The sequence below is a fragment of the Nitrospirillum viridazoti CBAmc genome, assembly GCF_000730165.1.
Lineage (GTDB): Bacteria > Pseudomonadota > Alphaproteobacteria > Azospirillales > Azospirillaceae > Nitrospirillum > Nitrospirillum viridazoti.
Genome location: NZ_CP022111.1, coordinates 608,431 through 631,023, shown reverse-complemented (window position 1 = coordinate 631,023; position 22,593 = coordinate 608,431). Strand labels below are relative to the sequence as shown.

The window sequence follows — 22,593 nt, the reverse complement described above, 5'->3', positions numbered from 1 at the left end:
GGGGATTATCTTGACCCAGCAGAAGGTCGTCATCACCGGCGGCGCCGGGGTCCTGGGTGCCGCCGTGGCCCATGCCTTCCGGGCGGCCGGCCATCACGTCACCGTGGTCGACCATGCGCCCGCACCCGCCGCCGTGACGGAGGGCGTGCTGCACCTGGGCGGCGTGGACCTGACGGATGAGGCCGCCGCCCGCACCGCCTTCGGCCAAACCAAGGTCGCCATGGGCGGAGCCGACGTGCTGGTCAACGTCGCCGGCGGCTTCCGCTGGCAGACGGTGGCGGACGGCGATCCCGCCGCGTGGGAGAAGCTGTTCGCCATCAACGCCCGCACCTGCCTGAACATGTGCCGCGCCGCCATCGTGCCTGGGGGCGGCCTGTCGGACGGCGGCGCCATCGTCAATGTGGGTGCCGCGGCGGCAGAGAAGGCCGGTGCCGGCATGGGCGCCTATGCCGCCTCCAAGGCCGCCGTGGCCCGCCTGACCGAAAGCCTGGCGGCGGAACTGGGCGGGCGCATCCGCGTCAACGCCGTGCTGCCGCTGGTCATGGACACACCGCAGAACCGGGCGGACATGCCGAACATCGACCCCAAGACCTGGACCGCCACGGCGGCAGTGGCCGACGCCATCGTCTTCCTGGCCAGCCGGGCCGCCCGCGCCATCAACGGCGCCCTGATCCCCGTCACCGCCCCCACCGCCGACTGAAGAGGCCCATCATGGTCAAGCGCCTGAACGCCGCCGATCTTCCCCCCCTGCCCGGCTGGACCGTGACGCCGGAGGGCGACGCCATCACCCGCCGCTGCGTCTTCACCGACTTCCGCGCCGCCTTCGGTTTCATGACCCAGGTGGCCCTGCTGGCGGAGAAGGCGGACCACCATCCGGAATGGTTCAACGTCTACAACCGCGTGGACATCCGACTGACTACCCACGACGCGGGCGGCCTGTCGCAGCGCGACGTGGACATGGCCCAGGCCATCGACCGTTTGTTGCCGGTCCTCTAACCTGACGGACACAATCGGCATCACCGCGCTTGCATGAAAGCCCGGTTGGCGATTAAGGGTGTTTCCCCGCCAACCAGCTTCATGGGCCGCCGGTGAAGGTTCTGATCGCCGACACAGTCCATTTGAACGACCCCGCGCGCATCGTGGAGGCCGACCTGGCCGCCGCCGGCGCCACGGAGATCGTGCGCCTGGCCGCTGGCGAGCTGCTGGCGGACGCCGTGCTGCGCACCGCCCCCGACCTGGTGATCGTGGATATGGCCCGCCCCGACCGCGACGGGCTGGAGGACATTCGCGCCATCTCGCGCCACGACCCGCGCCCCATCGTCATGTTCGTCGACCAGGACGACCCGGCCTTCATGGAGGCGGCCATTGAGGCCGGCGTCAGCTCCTACAACGTGGTCGGTGCCTCGCTGCCCGCCATAAAGCCGGTGGTGCAGGCGGCCGTGGCCATGTTCCGCCGCTACCGCCAGGTGGAAACCAGCCTGCACAAGGCCGAGACGTCCTTGCGCGAGCGTGAGGTGGTGGACCAGGCCAAGGCCCTGCTGATGCGCCAGCGCGGCATGGCGGAGCCGGACGCCTATCGCTGGCTGCGCCGCCAGGCCATGGAGCAGAGCCGCAAACTGGCCGCCGTGGCCGCCGACATCGTGGCCGCCGCTGAACAGAAGAAGGGAGGCGGGTCATGACCGTTTCGCGCCCCGTCCGCATCGGCCTGCTGCGCCTGACCGACAGTGCCCCGGTCATCCACGCCCAGGCCACCGGCCTGTTCGCGGCCGAGGGGCTGGACGTCACCCTGTCGGTGGAACCCAGCTGGGCCAACCTGGCGGACAAGCTGTCCTACGGCCTGCTGGATGCCGCCGTGATGCTGCCGCCCCTGGTGCTGGCCATGGCGCTGGGCCTGCGACCGGCAGCGGCCCGCCTGATCATCCCCATGAGCCTCAGCCAGCACGGCGACGCCGTGACCCTGTCCAACGAGCTGGCTGGGCCCATCCTGGCAGGGGGGCGCCCCAACGCCGCCGAGGCCGGCCAGCGCTTGGCCGAGTTGTTGCGTGGCCGGCCCCGCGTCACCCTGGCGGTGGTCCATGCATGGTCCACCCACGCCCTGCTGTTCAAAAGCTGGCTTCACGCCGCCGGCATCGACCCGCAGGCGGATGTCGACTGGGCCATCGTGCCCCCGGCCGACAGCGTGGCCGCCATCGAGTCCGGCCGCATCGACGGCTTCTGCGCCGGCGCCCCCTGGGGCGCCGTGGCCGCGGCCGCCGGGGTGGGCCGCACCGTGGCCCTGTCGTCCGACATCATGCCCGGCCATCCAGAGAAGTGCCTGGCGGTGCGCGAGGCCTGGGCCGAGGAACACCCGCACGCCTTGCAAGACCTGCTGCGCGCCCTGCTGCGTGCCGCCGCAGATTGCGCCGACCCGGCCAACACCCCCACCATCGCCGCCACCCTGGCGCAACCCGCCTTCCTGAACCTGGCACCCGAGATCATCGCCGCCTCCCTACCCGGCGGCACCCGCGATGGCGTGTGCCAGGACACCGACGTCTGCCGCTTCGGCACGCCCGAGGTCACCCGCCCCACCCTGGCCCAGGCCCGCTGGTTCCTGGACCAGATGGCCCGCTGGCGCGACCTGCCAGTCAGCGGCGCCGATGCGGAAGCGCTGGCCGCGCGCATCTACCGGCCGGATTTGCACGACACCACCACTTAAGCGTTTATTTTTCAGGACATATGTTTACCATATCTCCGGATGCGAACCTCGGCCTCGGGAGACAAATAATGACTTTAGTTGTCGCGCAAGTTAATGGTAAAAATATAAGCGCTGTATCAGATACAGGAATATCACACAATAACGGTGACATATTCCCAGCTCACAAATGCAAGCCAAAGATTTGTATATTGTCTGAAAATATTGCGGTTGGCTTTTCCGGCAGCCCAGAACTAGCCGATACAGCAATTTCAAAATGCCCAACCGTCGAAAATTATCATGATGTTGTTAATTATTTCCTAGAGTTTCACATACAGAAAGAAAATGGTGTCGACTTCCTCATAATGTCCCAGTTAGGAAATCCATCAATTACGAAGATATCCGGAGGAAGGAAAACAAAAGGCCCATCAAATATTTCATGGATTGGCGAGAAGATCGCATTTGATCGATTCCAGCTATATCGTAATAGCGAAAATGTTCCAACGTCAGTCTCGCATTTTGAGAGGCCACTCATGGCCACCGCCAACAGACTCGAAATTGCAGGGAACAATCAGACGTTCAAATTGGCATCTACTCTTCGGTATGTAATTTTAGATCGAGATGTCCATTCCGTTTTTGGCCATCCAGTAGTTATAAGTAATGTAGATGGCGGTTTTACTTATAGGCCATATGCCATCAGCTTAGACACCAAACCAATAACTGCCGAGCAACAAGCTTCCTTCCCCGATAATATTGTCGCAGAATTGGATGAACTTAGAGAGTTTTCCTTCAGTTGCTATGTAACAAAACCCAATTCTCATAAACAAGGTATAGCATATCATTATATGCGCGGAAATTTTACGTACGTATACTATGGAGATCGCGGGAAGCCACTTAATGTTTTCAAGCTAGTCAAAGATCAAAATGCAGATGGTTTCATTAGAATAATGGAAAATGAGGGATGTACCGACTGGACTGGTTACCTTTTATCTATGCGCCCACCCAGCACTGAAGATGGCTATCCAATGGATCGCTGGATAGAAGCTGATAAAGAGACTCTAATACGGTCAGGAATGAATCTTAAAAATAATAAAAAATCTAAATAACAACCAAGAGCCTTAAGTTCTCTGCCGTAATCATCAAACTAGCCTGCACGTACCAGCGACAGGATCAGCAGGACCAGCAGCACCAGGGCCGTCAGCTTCCAGAAGCGCACCGGGTCGCGGTCGTAGAAGGAGCGGCGGCGGGTGGGGCGGGGCGCGGGGTGGGCGGCGCCCGCCTCCAGTTCCAGGGCGAATTCCAGCACGTCGCCGTGGCGGTCGGCCGGGTGGGCAGCCACAGCCTTCATGACCGACAGGTCCAGCCAGGTGGGCAGGTCGGGGCGGCGCTGCTGCAAGGGCACCAGAGCGCCGAAGCGGGGACGCTGGAAGGGTTCGACCTCGCCGTAGGGGTAGGCGCCGGTAAACAGGTGATAAACGGTGACGCCCAGGGCGTAGAGGTCGGTGCGCTCATCCCCCGGCGCGCCGGCCAGCAGTTCCGGCGCCATGTAGCTGGGCGTGCCGGGGATTTGCTCGGCCGGGAAATCCTCCATCCCGGGCAGGCGCACCACGCCCAGGTCGATCAGACGCAGGCCACCGGCGCCGTCGATGATGACGTTGTCCGGCTTGAGGTCGCGGTGGATGATGCCGGCGCGGTGCAGCGCCGCCACCGCCTTGGCCAGTCTCACCGCCAGGGGCACGCCCTCCGCCACGCCCACGCGCGGCGGCGCCGCCAGGCGCTGCGCCAGGGTTTGCCCTGGGTAATAGGGCATGACGGTATATAGCCGCGTCTGCCGGCCGGGCGGCACCTCCACCACCTCCCCCAGCCAGGGGCTGCGCACCCGCGCCGCCACCCAGCCCTCTCGCACGAAGGCCAGGCGGTAGACGGCATCCTCCGCTACCGTGGGCTTGGGGAACTTCAGCACCAGCGGTGCCTCCTTCCCCGCCGGCTCAGTCAGGAACAGGGCGCTGTAGCGGCCATCGGACAATTGGCGGCCTACGCGATAGCCGTCGACCACATCGCCCGGCTTGGGCACGGGCAGGATGGGCAGTTCCGCCGTCAGGTCGGCCAGTTCGCCCTGGTCGGCCGGCGGCAGCGCCACCACGTCGATGATCAGGGCGGTGGCGTTGTCGTGGCTGCCGGCGGACAACGCTGCGGCCACCATCTCCTGGCTGGCAGCCTCCGGCGTCGGTTCACTGGAGGTGAGGCGTGTCAGGTCGCGGGATGACAAGACCCCGTGCACGCCATCGGTCAGCAACACCAGGCGGTCGCCTTCGCGCAAGGGTTCGGCCGTGTAGTCGGCGCGCAGCGCGTCCTCCAGCCCGATGGCGCGGCGCAGGATGTGGCGCTGGTCCGGGCCGCTGTGCACATGGTCCTCGGTCAGCTGGGTCAGCCGGCCGTCGCGTAGGCGGTACAGGCGGGTATCGCCCACGTGCAGGATGTGGGCGCGGCGGTCGCGCAGGATGACGGCGGTCAGGGTGGTGGCCATGCCCGTGCGCTCCGGGTCCGTGCGGCCCTGGGCGTGGATCCAGCGGTTGATGGCCTCCGCCGCGTGCGCCGCCGCCCGCCGGATGCCCAGGGTCTGGCGTTCGCCCAGATAGAAATCGATGAAGCCGCGCACCGCCAGCTCCGCCGCCACCCGGCCGCCGGGCGCCCCCGAGACGCCGTCGGCGATGGCGGCCACCGCCCCCTGGCGGGCCCGCTGGGTGGCGGTACCCAGGCACACGCCCACGTAATCCTCATTGCGCGGGCGGCGGCCGGTTTCACTGCACCAGCCGACGCGCAATTCGATCTGCCGTGCCCCCATCCCTACCCATCCCAATTATTGCCTATAGTTTAATCATTTGCGCTGTCAGCTTGGCGATTGCGCAAAAATTAGGCACATAGACCGCCGGCCGTTCTTCCAAAACCCCAGGTTTTCCGCGATTGCGAAATTGGCACGGCGGTTGCGAAGAACATTACACGAGCAGGGAGCCGAAAGGTTCTTTTCTGCATCGGGACGGCCCCAACGGCGGGGCGGTCCCGCCTCCGGGATAGCGCAACGGCGCACGTCCCCTGTGGTCTGATCGGCGGGTCAACGGCGGCCTGTCAGTGTCCGGTTCCACCGGGCCCTACCCCACCCCCAGGCCCCTCGCGGCCTGACCCCGATCCACCACCCCTTCTGGTGATAGGCGGCGCCTGATACCGGCCGCCCCGTTCCCCATAAGGCCCACGGCCCTGCTCCGGAGGCAACCGATGAACAAGAGTTTCCTGAAGGCTGGACATCTGCCGACCCTGTTCGCGGCGTTTCTCTACTTCGACATGAGCTTCATGGCCTGGGTGATCCTGGGCCCGCTGGGCGTGCTGATCGCCAAGGATCTGGGCCTGTCGCCGGCGCAGAAGGGCCTGATGGTGGCGGTTCCCGTCCTGGCCGGCGCCTTCTTCCGCGTTATCAACGGCATCCTGGTGGATCACCTGGGCCCCAAGCGCACCGGCCTCCTGGCGCAAGCGGTGGTGATCGCCGGGCTGATCGCCGTCTGGTACTTCGGGGTGCACAGCTTCAACGCCACGCTGCTGACCGGCGCCATCCTGGGCGTGGCCGGCGCCAGCTTCGCCGTGGCCCTGCCGCTGGCCTCGCGGTGGTATCCGCCGGAACACCAGGGCACGGCCCTGGGCCTGGCGGGTGCCGGCAACTCCGGCACCGTGTTCGCCTCCCTCTTCGCGCCGGCCCTGGCCGTCGCCTATGGCTGGAACAACGTGCTGGGCCTGCTGGCCATCCCGCTCGCCCTGACGCTGTGCGTCTACACCGTGCTGGCCAAGGACAGCCCGGAATGCCCGCCGGCCAAGTCGCTGGCCGAATACCTGGCGGTGCTGAAGATCGGCGACGCCTGGTGGTTCATGTTCTTCTACAGCGTCACCTTCGGCGGCTTCGTCGGCCTCGCCTCCTCCCTCACCATCTACTTCAACGACCAGTATGGGCTGAGCCCCATCACCGCCGGCTATTTCACCGCAGCCTGCGTCTTCGCCGGGTCCCTGGTGCGGCCCATCGGCGGTGCCGTGGCCGACCGCATCGGCGGCGTCCGCTCACTAACCGTCATGTACACCATCGCCGCCAGCGCCCTGGTGGTGGTCAGCTTCGCCCTGCCGCAGGCCTGGATGGCCCTGGCCGTCTTCGTCGTCGCCATGCTGGCGCTGGGCATGGGCAACGGGGCCGTCTTCCAGCTGGTGCCGCAGCGCTTCCGCCGCGAGATCGGCGTCATGACCGGCCTGGTCGGCATGATGGGCGGCGTGGGCGGCTTCTACCTGGCCTCCAGCCTCGGCTACTCCAAGCAGCTGACCGGCGGTTACCAGGCGGGCTTCCTGCTGTTCGCCCTGCTGGCCCTGGCGGCCCTGGTCGGCCTGACCGGCGTGAAGCGCCGGTGGCGCACCACCTGGGGCGCCGCCGCCCTGGGCGCGGCTCGCGTCTGATCCGGCCGCGCCCTACTGACAGCACTCCAGACTTAGCGATTTAAGGGAAGGGTTCCCCCATGGACACGCATATGCCCCCGCGCCAGAAGCTGGTGGTTGTCGGCAACGGTATGGCCGGCATGCGGACGGTGGACGAACTGCTGAAGCGCAACCCGCTGAAGTACGACATCACGGTCTTCGGCGCCGAACCGCACGTGAACTACGACCGCATCATGCTGTCGTCCGTGCTGGCCGGCGAAAAGGACCTGGAGCAGATCGTCATCAACCCCCGCTCCTGGTATGAGGAGAATGGGATCGAGCTGATCACCGGTGACGCGGTGACCGCCATCGACACCCAGGCCCGCACCGTGACCTCCGCCAGCGGCCGGGTGGTGGCCTATGACAAGGTTCTGCTGGCCACCGGGTCCCGACCCATCGCCCCGCCGGTGCCGGGCTTGGATCTGCCCGGGGTCTGCGCCTTCCGCGACATCGCCGACGTCAACACCATGATCGCGGCGTCGCAGACGCATAAGCGCGCCATCGTCATCGGCGGCGGCCTGCTGGGACTGGAGGCCGCCAACGGCCTGCTGCGCCGGGGCATGCAGGTGGCCGTCGTCCACCTGATGGGCACGCTGATGGAACGCCAGCTGGACAAGGCGGCGGCCGAGCTGCTGCAGCGCGAGCTGGACGAGCGCGGCATGAACTTCTTCACCAACGGCCAGACCGAAGAGATCTTCGGTGAGGGCCGGGTGCAGGGCGTGCGCCTGGCCGACGGGCGGGAGATACCGGGCGACCTGGTGGTGCTGGCCATCGGCATCCGTCCCAATATCGACCTGGCGCGCGCCGCCGGCCTGGCCATCAACCGCGGCATCGAGGTGGGCGACGACATGCGCACCTCCGTCCCCGACATCTTCGCCGTGGGCGAGTGCGTGGAGCATCGCGGCAAGACCTATGGCCTGGTGGCCCCGCTGTGGGACATGGCCAAGGTCTGCGCCGACCATCTGGCGCGCGAGGACGCCACCAGCGACTACGTCCCCGCCGCCATGGCCACCCGCCTGAAGGTCACGGGCATCGACGTCTTCTCCGCCGGCGACTTCATCGGTGACGAGACGACGGAGGAGGTGGTCTTCCGTGACGCCGCCCGCAACACCTATAAGCGCCTGGTGCTGCGCGACGACGTGCTGGTGGGCGCCGTGCTGTATGGCGATGCCCAGGACGGCGGCTGGTACTTCCAGCTGTTGCGCGAGGGCAAGCCCCTGGGCGCCTTGCGCGACACTGTCATCTTCGGCCAAGCCTTCGCCAGCCTGGCGGCCGGCGCGCCCGCCGCCGACCCCACCGCCGCCGTGGCCGCCCTGCCCGATGAGGCCGAGATCTGCGGCTGCAACGGCGTGTGCAAAGGCAAGATCATGGGCGCCATCGCGGAGCATGGCCTGACCACGCTGGAGGGGGTGCGGGCCCGCACCAAGGCGTCCGCCTCCTGCGGCAGCTGCACGCCCCAGGTGGAACAGCTGCTGGCCCTGTCGCTGGGCGATAGCTACGCCAAGCCCACGGGCGAGAAGCCGCTGTGCAAATGCACGACCCACAGCCACGACCAGGTGCGCCGCGCCATCGTGGATCAGGAACTGCGCACCATGCCGGCGGTCATGTCCACCCTGGGCTGGTCCACGCCCGACGGCTGCCATGTCTGCCGCCCGGCGCTGAACTTCTACCTGTTGGTGGCCTGGCCCGGTGAATACCAGGACGACCAGCAGTCCCGCTTCGTGAACGAGCGCAACCACGCCAACATCCAGAAGGACGGCACCTATTCCGTGGTGCCGCGCATGTGGGGCGGCCTGACCACGGCCGATGAGCTGCGCGCCATCGCCGACGTGGTGGACAAGTATGCCATCCCCACCGTGAAGGTGACGGGCGGCCAGCGCATCGACCTGCTGGGCGTGACACGCGAGCAGCTGCCCCATGTGTGGAAAGATCTGAACGACGCCGGCATGGTCTCCGGCCACGCCTACGGCAAGGCGCTGCGCACGGTGAAGACCTGCGTGGGTTCCGAATGGTGCCGCTTCGGCACGCAGGACAGCACCGGCATGGGCGTGAAGCTGGAGCGCATGACCTGGGGGTCCTGGCACGCGCACAAGGTGAAGCTGGCCGTGTCCGGCTGCCCGCGCAACTGCGCCGAGGCCACCATCAAGGACTTCGGCGTCGTGGCGGTGGACAGCGGCTGGGAACTGCATGTCGGCGGCAACGGCGGCATCCACGTCCGCGTCACCGACTTGTTGTGCAAGGTGACGACGGAGGAGGAGGTGCTGGAATACTGCGGCGCCTACCTGCAGCTCTACCGCGAGGAGTCCCGCTATCTGGAACGCACGGCGCCCTGGATCGAGCGGGTGGGGCTGGCCCATGTGAAGCAGCGCATCGTGGACGATGAGGCGGGGCGCAAGGCGCTCTACGCCAAGTTCCTGTACGCTCAGAAATTCAGCCAGGACGACCCCTGGGCCGAACGCGCGCCGGGCAAGGCGGCCGCCGCCCCCTTCCGCACCCTGGCGACGGTGGAGTGAAGCGCCATGGACAACGTTGGTATCGAAAGCCGCTGGGTCGAGGTGGGCGCGGTGGAGGACATCCCCCGCCAGGGTGCGCGCGTGGTCGCCACCCCCCGGGGGGACGTCGCCGTCTTCCGCACCCTGGACGACGCCGTCTTCGCCGTGGACGACCGTTGCCCGCACAAGGGCGGCCCCCTGTCGCAGGGCACGGTGCACGGCCATGCCGTCACCTGCCCCCTGCACAACTGGGTGATCGACCTGGAGACGGGCGAGGCCTGCGCCCCGGACGAGGGCTGCGTCACCCGCATCCCCGTGCGGGTGCAGGACGGCCGCATCCTGCTGGCCATGGTGGCGTGATGCCGGAGGGGATGGCACGGGACGCTGAAGCCGGTGCCCTCGCCGGCACCGTCCGCTCCACCTGCCCCTATTGCGGCGTGGGCTGCGGCGTCGTGGCCCAGGCCGACGGCCGGGTGGTGGGCGACACCGACCACCCGGCCAACCGGGGCCGGCTCTGCTCCAAGGGGTCCGCCCTGGCGGAGACGCTGAAGGATGGCGAGCGCCTGACCCGCCCCCTGATCGACGGGCGGGCGGCGGACTGGACCCAGGCCCTGGATCTGGTGGCCCAGCGGTTCAAGGCCACGATCGCGGAGTATGGACCCGACAGCATTGCCTTCTACGTCAGCGGCCAATGCCTGACGGAGGATTATTACGTCGCCAACAAGCTGATGAAGGGCTTCATCGGCAGCGGCAACATCGATACCAATTCGCGGCTATGCATGGCCTCCTCCGTCGCCGGCCACAATCGCGCCTTCGGTGCCGACGTGGTGCCGGGGACGTATGAGGATTTGGAACTGGCGGACCTGGTGGTGCTGGTGGGCAGCAATTCCGCATGGTGCCACCCGGTGCTGCACCAGCGCCTGCTGGCGGCCAAGGCCAAGCGCCCCCTTCGCATCGTCGCCATCGACCCGCGCCGCACCGCCACGTGTGAGGATGCCGACCTGCATCTCGCCGTGCGCCCCAGCGCCGACGTCGCCCTGTTCAACGGCCTGCTGGCCCACCTGGCCGACCAGGACCAACTGGACCATGCCTGGATGGCGGCGCATGTGGAGGGGTTTGAGGCCGCCCTCGCCGCCGCCCGGCAAACGGCCGACCAGACCGCCGCCCTTACCGGCCTGGACCCGGCGGACCTGGCCCGCTTCTACCAGTGGTTCGCGTCCACCCCGCGCGTCGTCACCGTCTATTCCCAGGGGGTGAATCAGTCTTCCGTGGGCACCGACAAGGTCAACGCCATCATCAATTGCCATCTGGCCACGGGGCGCATCGGCAAGCCCGGCTGCGGCCCCTTCTCCATCACCGGGCAGCCCAATGCCATGGGCGGGCGCGAGGTCGGCGGGCTGGCCAACCAGCTGGCGGCCCACATGCGCTTCGACCAGCCCGAGGCCATCGACCGCGTCCGCCGCTTCTGGCGGGCGCCCAACCTGGCGACCAAGCCGGGGCTGAAGGCCGTGGAGATGTTCGACGCCGTGCTGGACGGCCGCATCAAGGCCCTGTGGATCATCGCCACCAACCCCGCCGACAGCCTCCCCCGCGCCGATAGGGTGCGGGAGGCGTTGGCACGCTGCCCCTTCGTCGTCGTGTCCGACTGCTGGCCCAACGACACCACGGCCCTGGCCGACGTGGTGCTGCCGGCGGCGGGTTGGGGGGAGCGGGACGGCACCGTCACCAACTCCGAACGGGTCATCAGCCGCCAGCGCCCCTTCCGCCCCGCCCCGGGCGAGGCGCGGGCCGACTGGCGGGTGCTGGCCGCCGTGGGGCAGCGCATGGGCTGGAAGGACGCCTTTTCCTGGACCAGCCCGGCGGCGGTGTTCCGCGAGCATGCCGCCCTGTCCGGCTTCGAGAACGCCGGCAGCCGCCCCTTCGACATCAGCGGCCTGGCCATGCTGACCGATGGGCAGTACGACGCCCTGGCGCCGGTGCGTTGGCCCGTGCGCTGGGCGGGGGATGAGGGCGGGCGGCTGTTTGGCCAGGGCGGCTTCGCCACGCCCAGCGGCCGGGGCCGCCTGGTGCCCACCTCCTGGCGCCCACCCGCCAACCGCACCGATGACGCATACCCCCTGGTGCTGAACACCGGCCGCATCCGCGACCAGTGGCACACCATGACCCGCACCGGCCGTGTCCCCCGCCTGCTGGCCCACACGGGTGAGCCACGCGCCGCCCTGTCCCCCGCCGACGCCGCGCGCCTGGGCGTCAAGGACGGCGACCTGGTGCGCATCGAAAGTGTCCACGCCGGCACGGTGGTGCGCGCCACCGTAGATGCCGGCCAGCGGGTGGGGGAGCTGTTCCTGCCCATGCACTGGACGGATGAGTTCTGCTCCGCCGGGCCCGCCGGCCGCCTGGTCAACGCGGCGCTGGACCCTGTTTCCGGCCAGCCGGAACTGAAGCTCACGCCGGTGCGGGCGGAGGCGGTGCCCGTGGCCTGGCGCGGCCTGCTGCTGCACCGCGCCGCCGTGCGACCCCAGGGTGTGGCCTATTGGTCGCGCGTGCCGCTCAGCAACGGCCACGCCTTTGAGCTCGTGGGGTCAGACGCCCTGCCAGCGGGGGCGGCCCTGACGCGCTTCGTCGAGGGCCTGCTGCACCCGCCGGCGGGTGCGGAGTGGCTGCAACTGACCGATGCCGGGCGCGGCCTGCTGCGCGTCGCCATCCTGGTGGATGGCCGGCTGGAGGCCTGCCTGTTCCTGGCCGCCGGCGACGGCGCCCAACTGCCGCCCCGTGACGTGCTGGCGGCCCTGCTGGGTGACCGGGTGACGGACGAGGCGCGGCCCAGCCTGCTGTCCGGCCGCGCCCCGGGCGGTTCCGGGGCCATGGGCGTGAAGCCCGCCGGCCGTACCGTCTGCGCCTGCTTCTCCGTCGGCCTGATCACCATCCGGGACGCCATCGTCGCCAACCGCCTGACCTCGGCGGAGGAGATCGGCGCCTGCCTGAAAGCGGGCACCAATTGCGGGTCCTGTATTCCCGAACTGAAGGAGATCCTGCGCGATGTCCATGCCTCAGCCTAACGTCACCGGCCGCGCCAGTCTGGTAGGCGCCGGCCCCGGCGATCCCGAGCTGCTGACGGTGAAGGCCCTGCGCCGCATCGAAAGCGCCGACGTGCTGCTGTACGACAAGCTCGTCGACCCGCGCATCCTGGACCTGGCCCCCGCCCATGCCCGGCGCATCGACGTGGGCAAGCGCTGCGGCCGGCATGAGATGAGCCAGGCCGCCATCAACCGCCTGATCGTCGCCCATGCCCAGGCGGGCGCCCACGTCGTGCGCCTGAAGGGCGGTGACCCCATGGTCTTCGGCCGCGCGGGCGAGGAGCTGGAGGCCCTGGCCGCCGCCGGCGTGGTGGCGGAGGTGGTGCCCGGCATCACCGTGGCCTGCGCCGCCGCCGCCGGCATGGGCATGCCCCTGACCCAGCGCGGCTATAGCCGCAGCCTGCACCTGATCACCGGCCATGCTTGTCAGGAAGGGGACGCTGATGACGTCCTGCCCGCCCACGACTGGAACGCCCTGGCCGCCTGCGACGGTACCATCGCCATCTATATGGGCAGCCGCACGCTGGGCCAGGTGACCCAGCGCCTGCTGGCCGCCGGCCTGGACCCCGGCACCCCGGCCATCGCCATCGAGAACGCGACCCTGGCCAGTGAACGCCGCCTGCCCGGCACGGTGGCCGACATCGCCGCCTTGGTGGCGGCAGCGGCGGTGAGCGGCCCCACCCTGGTGCTGGTGGGACGGGTGGTGGCATTGCGGCGGCAGGACGCGGTAGAGTCCGCGATGGACGAGGTGCGCTCCCGCGCCGCCTGACCGTCATCCAAATATTGGCTTGAGCCCACCTGCCCCATGACCGATGAACATGTCTTCGCCCAATATGTCCGCACCCTGGGGCGCGGCCCCGGCCGCTCCCGCTCCCTGACACGGGAAGAGGCGCGCACGGCCCTGGGCATGGTGCTGAGGGGTGAAGCCGACCCGCACCAGGTGGGCGCCTTCCTCATGCTGCTGCGCTATCGGGGGGAGGACCCGGATGAGGTGGCGGGCCTGGTGGAGGCCGCCCGCGACGCCGCCGGCATCAGCGACGGCGCCTGCACCGGCGCCGCCGACCTGGACTGGCCGTCCTACGGCGCCGGCCGCACCCGCGATGAGCCCTGGTTCCTGCTGTCCGCCCTGGCGCTGGCCCAGGCCGGGCACCGCGTCATCATGCACGGCAGCAACGCCTTCACCCAGGGCCGCGACGTGCCCGACGCCTTGGGGGAGCTGGGCCTGCGCCCGGCCACCAGCCGCGCGGACGCCAAGGCCCTGGTGGCCGAAACCGGCTTCGCCTACCTGCCGCTGTCGGCCTTCAGCCCCGCGTTGGACCGCCTGCTGAACCTGCGCCACCTGCTGGGCCTGCGCAGCCCCATCAACACCGTCTGCCGCCTGCTGGACCCGTTCGACACGCGCGCCGCCGTCGATGGCGTCTTCCACCCGCCCTACATCGACCTGCACTTAGGCGTGGCCCAGCGCCTGAACCGCCCCCGCCTGGTGGTGGTTAAGGGCGGCGGCGGCGAGGTGGAACGCAACCCCGCCAAACCCACCACGGCTTATGTCCAAGTGGGCACGGACCGCCAGGAACTCCCCCTGCCCGCGCTGACCGCCAGCAAGGCGGAGGTGCCGGGCCTGCTGCCCGTCTGGCGCGGCGAACCGGGGCGGGAGGCCGAAACGGCGACGGTCATCGCCACCATTGCCCTGGGGGTGCTGGCCCTGGGGTTGGCGGATGAGCCGGCCGAGGCCGACAGGGTGGCGGCGGAGATTTGGGCGGGGCGCCGAGCCGTCACCGGCTGATCCTCAAAAAAAACCAAATCGCCCCTGTATCCTTCACCCCTTGTCGTTCGTCTTCCAGGCTCAACGCTCACAGGAGAAGCGATATGGAAGAAGAGGTGAAAGCGGTTCTGGAGGCCTACCGCCAGGCGGTGTGGAACCGGGACGCGGCGGCGCTGCTGGCGCTTTATGCCGAGGACGTGGTGGTGTTCGACACCTGGGATACCTGGTCCTATCCCGACCGGGCGGCCTGGCGGCAGTCGGTGGAGGCCTGGCTGGGCGGGCTCAATGACGAGCGCGTGCAGGTCACGGCAGAGGCGGTGCGGGTGGTGGGCGGTAGTGAGGCCGCGGGCCTCAGCGCCTTCCTGACCTACACCGCCCTGACGCCGGAGGGGGCCAAGCTGCGGTCCATGCAGAACCGCTTGAGCTGGCAGTTGGTGAAGCGCGAGGGGCCCCAGGGAAAGACGGCGTGGCTCATCGCGCAGGAGCACACCTCCGTCCCCATCGCGCCCGAAAGCCTGACGGGGCACCTCAGCCGGGAATCAGATATGGATGGCCCCACCCTCCCGGAGTGAAGCCATCTCCAGGGGACGGGCGTCGGCCATGCCGCGCGCCACCGGGCAGTGGAAGAAATCCCGGATGCGGGTGATGCGCCCGTCCCGCCAGCTGATGAAGATGAAGTTGGCGATGGCACCGTCGCGGTAGGACAGCAGGCCGGGCTGGCCGTCGATGGTGCCCGGCACCAGGTGCCAACCCAGCAGGCGGCTGTAGTTGCCGAAGTACGGCTCCACGCCCGCACGGCCGTGGCGGGTGAATTCGCCCATCAGATCCAGGCGCACGTCGTCGGCCAGCAGGGCGCGCACGGCGTCGAAATCGCGGGCGTTGAACAGGGTGACATAGCGGGCCAGGTGCGCCCGCTCCTCCGCCGACAGCGCCAGGGGCACCGGTTCCTCCAGCGTGGCGGCCAGGGCGCGCAGCTTGGCCCGGCCCCGGTGCAGAGCGGCCTTCACCGCCGGCACGCTCATGTCCAGCATGGCCGCGATCTCCGCCAGGGTGTAGCCCAGCACGTCCATGAGGATGAGGCAGGCGCGCTGGGCGGCCGACAGCTTCATGAAGGGGCGCAGGCCGAATTCTGCCAGCTCGCGCTGGCTGAGCGCGTCCGTCGTCTCCACCGCCAGATGCTCGTGATCCTCCAGCGGCTCCGTCCGGCCGCCGCGCTTCAGCGCATCAAGCGCGGCGTTGCGGGCGATGCGGAACATCCAGGCCTCCGGACTATCCAGCCGGTCCGCCCCCGGCCACGCCTGCAGCGCCTTCAGCAGGGTATCCTGCAGCACATCCTCCCCCTCCGCCACAGAGCCCACCATGCGGGCGCAGAAGGTGTAGAGCCGAGGGCGCAGGTCGCGCACCAGGCGGTCGAAATCCGTCTGGGGCCGGGAATGGATCTGGAGCATGGGAAAGACGCCTTCCGCTGGGGTGCATCCCCCAAGGACGATCCAGGTCGGTGGAAGGTTACAGGGGGTGCGAAAAATATTTGCCGGTCCGGGTCCGTATCTTTTGCAGCGCCGCCGGCGTCTTAGCGGTGTTCCCCAAACCCAAGGAGCATACGCATCATGGAACTTTATACCCTTCCCGGTTCCCCCAGCGCCCGCAAGGTCCTGGCCGTCATCCACCATCTGGGCCTGGCGGTCGATGTCCACACCCTGGACTTCATGAAGCAGGAAACGCGTCAGCCCGGCTTCCTGGCCCTCAATCCCAACGGCATGGTGCCGGTGCTGGTGGACGGCGGCCTGACGCTGTGGGAGAGCTGCGCCATCAACCAGTACCTGGTGGCCAAGGCCGGCGGCTCATCCCTGTTTCCGGACGATCCCGCCGTGCGCGCCGACGTCACCCGCTGGCAGTTCTGGGAGCAGGCGCATTTCAACAAGGCCTGGGGCACCCTGATCTTCGAAAGCATCATCAAGCCCCGCAACGGCCTGGGCGAGCCGGCGGCCGAGGTCATGGCGTTTTTCCAGCAGGATCTGGCTCGCTTCGCCCCCGTGCTGGAAAGCCACCTGGCCGGCCGCACCTACCTGGTGGGCGACGGCGTCACCCTGGCCGACTACGGCCTGGTCTGCCTGGAGGGCTATCGCAGCGTGACGCCCTTTGACTGGACGCCCTTCCCCAACATCAACCGCTATCTGGACCACATGCGGGAACAGCCCGCCTGGGTGAAGGCGGCACCGAAAGCGACAGCCGTGGCAGCGTGAGACGTCAAGCGCGGCGGGGTCACACCCGCCGCGTTCCGGTCAGCCGGCGAGCTCACGCTGCAAATCCTCCAGCGTGCCCTGGATGTGCCGGGCGGTCAGCGTCTCCACCACCGCGGCGTCGCCGGCCATCCAGGCATCGAACAGGGCACGGTGCTCGTCCCGCGCCCTGTCGTCACGGCCCTGGGGTTCCAGGTGCACCCGGACATAGCGTTCCGACAGGATGTGCAGGCGTTCCATCAGCTGGCTGGTGATGCCGCCCGCCGGGCGGATCAGCGCCATGTGGAACGCGCGGTTGTGGGTGACGTGGCCGGTGCCGGCGGTCCCCTGCTCCCGCTCCAGCGCCAGCAGCTCGGCCCGGGCGTGCTCGTGGTCGGCCGGGGTGGCGCGCCGGGCGCCATCCGCCGTCGCCCCGGGTTCCAGCTTCAGGCGCAGGGCGAACACCTCCGTCGCCTCTTCCGCCGTCAGGGTGTTCACCACATAGCCCCGGTTGGGAAAGGAGGTGACCAGGCCATCCTGCTCCAGCCGGCCCAAGGCCTCGCGCAGGGGGATCTTGCTGATGCCCAGCTGGCTGGCCACCGCCGCCTGCTGCACCGCCGTGCCCGGCGCCATGGTGCCCAGCAGGATGTGCTCCCGCACGATTTCATAGGCCTGGTCGGGCAGGCTGCGAACGATGATGCTCATGCGGCGGATTCAGTCGGGAGAGGGTCGCGGCGAACTGCCGTGCCCCATCATAGCATTTCCCGAATAAAAATCCGCTGGCACTGTTAACGCTAACACCTACCGGGTGGCGCGCAGCAGCACCACGCCGTGCGCCGGCACGGTATGGACCGCACCCGATACAACGCCGCGGTGGGCCCACAGGTCGCGCACGCTGGGATGGTCCCCCAGGCCCAGGGCGGGCCAATCGGCGGTCATGGCCATCGGCTTGTCCGTGCGGTTGAACAGGCCTACGGCGACCGAGCCGTCGGCCAGGGGCCGGGTCCAGACCTCCGTCCCATCCTGCTTGCGCACCGGCAAGCCTTGGCGGCCCAGCGGATCCTGATCAATGGCGATGACCTCGGCATTGCCCAGCAGGGCCAGCGTGTCCCGGGGCATGGACCGGGCGTCATTGCCCATCAGCAAGGGGGCCGCCATCATGGCCCACAGGCTGATGTGGGTGCGATACTCCTCGGTCGTCATGCCGCCGTTGCCGACCTCCAGCATGTCCGGGTCGTTCCAGCCGCCGGGGCCGGTATGATGGGGCACGCCGTTCTTGTCGAAGCCGATGGCCGCCATGCTGGCGTAGCTGTCCTCGATATCGCCGGTAGTGCGCCACAGGTTGCCGCCCACGTCACGGCCCCAGGCGCCCACGTCGAAGCGGCCATATTCGCACAGGCTGTAGACGATGGGACGGCCGGTGGCGGCCCCCGCGGCGACCAGGGCCGCCCCCATCTGCTGATAGACGGCCTGCACCGTCTCCGCAGTGTGGTAGAAGCCCTCACCCGAGCAGAGGTCGTACTTCAGGTAATCGATACCCCATTCCGCCCAGGTGCGGGCGTCCTGCTCCACATGGCCGTAGCTGCCGGCATAGCCGGCGCAGCTCTTAGGCCCGGGGGAGCTGTAGATGCCCAGCTTCAGCCCCCGCGCATGGACATAGTCGGCCAGGGCCTTCATGTCCGGGAACTTGGCGTTGGGATGCAGCACGCCGTCGGGCCCCCGTTCCCCCTGCCAGCCGTCATCGATGTTGACATAGACATAGCCGGCGTCGCGCAGGCCGCTGCGCACCAGGGCGTCGGCGATCTCCCGCACCGTCTTGTCGTCGATGGCCTCGGCGAACTTGTTCCAGCTGCTCCACCCCATGGGCGGGGTGCGGGCCAGGCCGTTGCTGGGTACATGGGCCGGGGCGGGCAGCGGATACGTGGGGAAGTCCAGGGCCGCCATCTCCGCCGCCGTGGCGCGATGGGCGGTGGCCTCCTGCTTCTCGTACCAGACCTGGCCGGTCAGCGTCACGCCCTGCCCGTTCGGCGCCAGGGTCAGGTCCAGGGGCTTCAGCTTGGGATTGCCGTTGTCGATATGGAAGACCAGCCTTTCCCCTGCCGGGCCCTCCCCCACCACCTTCAAGTCCAGCATGGGCAAATCGCCATACCACTCAGACGTGATGGTGCCGTGCAGGCCAGCCGCGTCCTGGCGGATGGCCATCTTGGTGAAACAGGGGAAGGACGGGGCGGCCTGGAAGACCCAGTCGCCCGTCAGATCGGCGCCCCACGCCTGGCCGGTGAGAAGAACACCGGCCAGGACGCCAAGGACACACTTGGTCATTTCAGTTCCAAAACGACCACAGACTTGGCCGGCAGGGTCACACTGACGGTGTCGCCCGACAGCTTGGCGTCACCGAAGTCCGCCGGCACCACTGTTTGCGGATGGTCGAAGGTGTTGTCGCTGTTCATGGCTGGGCCCGTCAGGATGCGGCCCGTCACCTTGCCCGCCTTCAGCCCGGCCAGGCGCACCTGCACGGGGGCCGCCTTGTTCGGATCGACGTTGGTCAGGGCCAGACGGGTGACGCCGTCCGTGCCACGGCCGGCCGAGGCGCTGACGGCGGGGACGGTGCGGCCGCCCTGGCTGTAATCCGGCCCCGTCACCGCAACGGGCAGGCTGGTGGCGCCCTGGAAGCCCTTGTACATGTCGAAGACATGGTAGGTGGGCGTCAGCACCATGCGCGGCCCGTCGGTCAGGATCATGGCCTGCAGCACGTTCACCATCTGGGCGATGTTGGCCATGCGCACGCGGTCGGCATGGGCATGGAAGATGTTCAGGCTGATCGCCGCCACCACCGCGTCGCGCACGGTGTTCTGCTGCTGCAGGAAGCCGGGGTTGCTGCCCGGCGTCGGGTCGTGCCAGGTGCCCCATTCATCCACCACCAGGGCGACCCGCTTCTCCGGGTCGTACTTGTCCATGATGGCGCTGTGGTGGCTGATGTAGGTGCCGATCTGGTAGGCGCCGAAGATGCTGGCGAACCATTCGGTCTCATTGAAGTCGGTGGCGGAGCCCTTCACCTTCCAGGTGCCCTTGGGCACGCTGTTCAGTGAGGCCACGTCGTAATAGTGCATGGACAGCGCGTCGATTTCCTTGGCCGCCCGCGCCATGATGGTCTCGGTCCAGGCGGTGTCGTCATCGCTGGGACCCACGGCGATAAACTTCGTCGGCTGGCCGGCGCCCGGCTTCAGGAAGGTGCGGGTCTGGCGCAGCAGGTCAGCATAGTAATCCGCCGTCATGTTGCCGCCGCAACCCCAGACCTCGTTGCCCACGGCGAACCAGTTCAGCGTCCAGGGCTTGTCCCGGCCGTTGGCCCGCCGCTCCTGCACCAGGCTGCCGTGATTGTCCGCCGTCATGTAGGCGACCCAGTCGGCCATCTCGCGCACGCTGCCGCTGCCCAGGTTGCCGTTGACGTAGGTTCCGGCGCCGATCAGTTCCGAGAAGTCCATGAATTCATGGGTGCCGAAGGCGTTGTTTTCTTCCACCCCGCCCCAGTTGGTGTTCACGATGACGGGACGGCGCTCCCTAGGGCCGATGCCGTCGCGCCAATGGTATTCGTCGGCGAAGCAGCCGCCGGGCCAGCGCACCACCGGCACATGCAGGGCCTTCAGCGCCTCCACCACGTCCTTGCGGTAACCGTGGATGTTGGGGATGGGGCTGTCGGGCCCCACCCAGATGCCGCCGTAGATCTGCGTGCCCAGATGCTCCGCGAACTGGCCATAGATCTCCTTGGCGATGACCGGGCCGGGATGGTCGGCCTGAACGGTCACCGTGGCCGAGGGGGCGGCGGCGAAGGCCATCGTACCGCCCAGGGCGGTGCCCGCCAGCAGGACGGCGGCGGCGAGGCGCCCGGCGGGGCGAAGAGCACGGATCATTCCTGGAGGCACTCCCTGTGGTATTTTTAAGTCGTATAATAGTACTATCCGGCGGCAGCGAGGTTGTAAACCATTCGCGGGCCGGCCACCGCCGGAAAAGAACAAGCAGGAACAGGAGACGTCACCCGTGCCCCATCCAGTGACCCGCCGCGCCTTCCTGGCCAGCGGCGCCGGCACCGCCGCGGCGCTGGCCGCCACCGCCCCGGCGGCAGCGGCGTCCGGCACGCCCAGCCCGGACTTGCAGCTGCTGACCTCGCGCAGCGGCGTCTACACCCCGGCCAGGGGCGAGGCGGTGCTGCAGTTCAGCTTCGATTTCCCCGAAGCGTCGGTGCAGGTGGGCCCTTTGCTGATGGGCTTCCGGGTACAGACGTATGAGAACGCCTACGCCATCGACCCCACGGTGACGCGCGTGGTGCGCGACGGTAACCGCACCATCCTGACCTGCGACGGCCTGCTGTGGGCCGGCGGGCAAGAGAAGGCGCCGGGCACGCTGGTGGCCGAATTCACGGTGGAGGCGGACGGCACGGTGCAATGGATGGCCAAGGCCGAGGCCCAACACCCGGTGAAGTCCATCACCACCGTGGTGCGCGGCCTGCCGCGCGGTGAAATCTCCGTCTCCGGCCAGGATTTCACCGCTTTGAAGGATGATGAGAAGGTCTTCGAATATCCCAACTTCTTCCATGGGGTGGCGACGCCCCTGGCTGTGCTGAAGGCCGCCGATGGCCGTCACTTCGCCCTGTCGGCGCGGCAGACGGCGGTGCGCACCTGCCGCTTCTTCTTCCAGCCGGGGCCGGACGGCTATCGCGTCGAGCTGATCCATGAGGGCGAGGGTTGGGCCAGGGCCACCAGCCTGGCGACCCCGCCGTGGCGGGTGGGCCCTGCGGCGGATTACGCGGCCGCCGTCGCCCCCCACTTCGCCCATGTGGAAAAGACCTACGGCATCCCGCCGCTGGCCACCCGGCCGGACATGCCGGCGTGGATGCGGGAGGTCGACCTGGTGCTGAGCATCCACGGCGCGCACTGGACCGGCTACATCTTCAACGACTATGCCCGCATCCTGAAGATCCTGCGCTGGGCCGCCACGCAGATCGACCCGAAGCGCGTCATGGTCTTCCTGCCGGCCTGGGACGGGCGCTATTACTGGAATTACCCCCTGTACCAGCCCGACCCGCGCATGGGCGGGGCGGAGGGCTTCAAGCGCCTGGTCACCCAGGCGCAGAAGCTGGGCTTCCGCATCGTCCCCATGTTCGGCACCAACAGCGCCAACAAGGTGTGGGAGGAGTTCAAGCTGTTCGCCGACGCCACGACGGAGCGGGTGGACGGCGATTCCTTCGACCTGAACTGGGTGGACTGGGACAACGACCGGTCCGGCGAGGGCTGGATGCCCTTCATGAACCTGGGCGTGGACTCCTGGCGCCGCTGGTTGGGGGAGCGCATCTCCGCCACCATCAGGCAGTTCGGCGTCGACGGCTATTTCCTGGACATCGCCGGGGCGGCCATCAACAACACCAAGGCCGACATGCATGAGGGCACGCGCCTGCTGGTGCAGGATCTGGCCCAGCGCCACCCCGGCATCCCGCCGGTGGGGGAGATGCTGTACGACGCCCAGATGGCCTTCATCCCCATGAGCCATGTGACACGCTACGCCCTGGCCCCGGCCGCCTACGACGGTCACGTGCGCAGCTACCAGCATCTGAGCCGCCCGGCCCCCGGCCGGGGCAGCACCGGCGTGCACGAGGCGGGCTTCGGCACCTACAAGCCCGAGATCCCGCCCCACCAGCGCGCCATCCCCACCATCACCGTCATCGACGACACCTTCACCAAGGAACGCGCCGCCATGGCCGACTACATCAAACAGGCCAAGGCCTGGGGTGAAGCGCGGCGGAAGTAGGCCGCGACTGCGGCCGCCGGGATTTTCCGGGGAGCGCGGCGGGCGGATGCCCGCCGGCACTTGAGGA

Annotated in this window: 19 protein-coding genes; 14 read left to right on the top strand and 5 right to left on the bottom strand. The window is 68.3% G+C overall.

Going from position 1 to position 22,593, the window contains the following annotated elements; all coding sequences use genetic code 11:
* Positions 1–10: 10 nt before the first annotated feature.
* The 5 genes from Y958_RS16190 to Y958_RS31460 all read left to right on the top strand — a co-directional run bounded on the left by Y958_RS16190 (position 11) and on the right by Y958_RS31460 (position 3,777).
* Complete coding sequence (locus Y958_RS16190) at positions 11–700, top strand: SDR family NAD(P)-dependent oxidoreductase (RefSeq protein ID WP_088873058.1); 690 nt, start codon at positions 11–13, stop codon at positions 698–700.
* Between the two features lie 11 nt (positions 701–711).
* Entirely contained in the window at positions 712–996 is a 285-nt protein-coding gene (locus Y958_RS16185) for a 4a-hydroxytetrahydrobiopterin dehydratase (protein ID WP_088873057.1), read from the top strand.
* 92 nt (positions 997–1,088) lie between these two features.
* A complete protein-coding gene (locus tag Y958_RS16180) occupies positions 1,089–1,679 on the top strand; it encodes an ANTAR domain-containing response regulator (protein ID WP_088873056.1) in 591 nt (196 codons plus the stop codon).
* Complete coding sequence (locus Y958_RS16175) at positions 1,676–2,695, top strand: ABC transporter substrate-binding protein (RefSeq protein WP_088873055.1); 1,020 nt, start codon at positions 1,676–1,678, stop codon at positions 2,693–2,695. Before Y958_RS16180 ends, Y958_RS16175 begins: the two co-directional genes overlap by 4 nt.
* Before the next feature lie 68 nt (positions 2,696–2,763).
* Positions 2,764–3,777, top strand: coding sequence for a hypothetical protein (locus Y958_RS31460; protein WP_145727577.1), 1,014 nt, complete (start codon positions 2,764–2,766; stop codon positions 3,775–3,777).
* A gap of 38 nt (positions 3,778–3,815) precedes the next feature.
* Here the strand turns inward: Y958_RS31460 and Y958_RS16170 are convergent, their stop codons facing one another.
* Entirely contained in the window at positions 3,816–5,516 is a 1,701-nt protein-coding gene (locus Y958_RS16170; protein ID WP_088873054.1) for a bifunctional protein-serine/threonine kinase/phosphatase, read from the bottom strand.
* A gap of 428 nt (positions 5,517–5,944) precedes the next feature.
* Between Y958_RS16170 and Y958_RS16165 the strand changes: the two genes are divergently transcribed.
* The 7 genes from Y958_RS16165 to Y958_RS16135 all read left to right on the top strand — a co-directional run bounded on the left by Y958_RS16165 (position 5,945) and on the right by Y958_RS16135 (position 15,077).
* Positions 5,945–7,156, top strand: coding sequence for a nitrate/nitrite transporter (locus tag Y958_RS16165; protein WP_088873053.1), 1,212 nt, complete (start codon positions 5,945–5,947; stop codon positions 7,154–7,156).
* 59 nt (positions 7,157–7,215) lie between these two features.
* Positions 7,216–9,687, top strand: a complete 2,472-nt coding sequence (gene nirB / locus Y958_RS16160; protein WP_186291434.1) for a nitrite reductase large subunit NirB — start codon at positions 7,216–7,218, stop codon at positions 9,685–9,687.
* 6 nt (positions 9,688–9,693) lie between these two features.
* A complete protein-coding gene (gene nirD / locus Y958_RS16155) occupies positions 9,694–10,026 on the top strand; it encodes a nitrite reductase small subunit NirD (protein ID WP_088873052.1) in 333 nt (110 codons plus the stop codon).
* A gap of 11 nt (positions 10,027–10,037) precedes the next feature.
* Positions 10,038–12,725, top strand: coding sequence for a nitrate reductase (locus Y958_RS16150; RefSeq protein ID WP_088874032.1), 2,688 nt, complete (start codon positions 10,038–10,040; stop codon positions 12,723–12,725).
* Positions 12,706–13,512: a uroporphyrinogen-III C-methyltransferase gene (gene cobA / locus Y958_RS16145; RefSeq protein ID WP_244909546.1), complete on the top strand. Its 807-nt coding sequence runs from the start codon at positions 12,706–12,708 to the stop codon at positions 13,510–13,512. The genes Y958_RS16150 and cobA overlap by 20 nt, the downstream gene beginning before the upstream one ends.
* Positions 13,513–13,548: 36 nt before the next feature.
* Positions 13,549–14,526 (top strand): glycosyl transferase family protein, encoded by a 978-nt coding sequence (locus tag Y958_RS16140; RefSeq protein ID WP_088873051.1) that lies wholly within the window; start codon positions 13,549–13,551, stop codon positions 14,524–14,526.
* Between the two features lie 83 nt (positions 14,527–14,609).
* Positions 14,610–15,077, top strand: coding sequence for an SgcJ/EcaC family oxidoreductase (locus Y958_RS16135; RefSeq protein WP_088873050.1), 468 nt, complete (start codon positions 14,610–14,612; stop codon positions 15,075–15,077).
* Here the strand turns inward: Y958_RS16135 and Y958_RS16130 are convergent.
* Positions 15,045–15,953, bottom strand: a complete 909-nt coding sequence (locus Y958_RS16130) for a sigma-70 family RNA polymerase sigma factor (protein ID WP_088873049.1) — start codon at positions 15,951–15,953, stop codon at positions 15,045–15,047. The genes Y958_RS16135 and Y958_RS16130 overlap by 33 nt on opposite strands.
* 159 nt (positions 15,954–16,112) lie before the next feature.
* Between Y958_RS16130 and Y958_RS16125 the strand changes: the two genes are divergently transcribed.
* Positions 16,113–16,748, top strand: a complete 636-nt coding sequence (locus Y958_RS16125) for a glutathione S-transferase family protein (RefSeq protein WP_088873048.1) — start codon at positions 16,113–16,115, stop codon at positions 16,746–16,748.
* A 39-nt stretch (positions 16,749–16,787) separates the two neighbouring features.
* Here the strand turns inward: Y958_RS16125 and Y958_RS16120 are convergent, their stop codons facing one another.
* The 3 genes from Y958_RS16120 to Y958_RS16110 all read right to left on the bottom strand — a co-directional run bounded on the left by Y958_RS16120 (position 16,788) and on the right by Y958_RS16110 (position 20,635).
* Positions 16,788–17,429: a GntR family transcriptional regulator gene (locus Y958_RS16120; RefSeq protein WP_088873047.1), complete on the bottom strand. Its 642-nt coding sequence runs from the start codon at positions 17,427–17,429 to the stop codon at positions 16,788–16,790.
* 96 nt (positions 17,430–17,525) lie between these two features.
* Positions 17,526–19,046, bottom strand: a complete 1,521-nt coding sequence (locus tag Y958_RS16115) for a glycoside hydrolase family 27 protein (protein WP_244909545.1) — start codon at positions 19,044–19,046, stop codon at positions 17,526–17,528.
* Complete coding sequence (locus Y958_RS16110; RefSeq protein WP_088873046.1) at positions 19,043–20,635, bottom strand: alpha-N-arabinofuranosidase; 1,593 nt, start codon at positions 20,633–20,635, stop codon at positions 19,043–19,045. The genes Y958_RS16115 and Y958_RS16110 overlap by 4 nt, the downstream gene beginning before the upstream one ends.
* A 127-nt stretch (positions 20,636–20,762) precedes the next feature.
* On the opposite strand from Y958_RS16110, the gene Y958_RS16105 reads away from it, so the two are divergent.
* A complete protein-coding gene (locus tag Y958_RS16105; protein ID WP_244909544.1) occupies positions 20,763–22,526 on the top strand; it encodes an alpha-amylase family protein in 1,764 nt (587 codons plus the stop codon).
* Positions 22,527–22,593 lie beyond the last annotated feature (67 nt).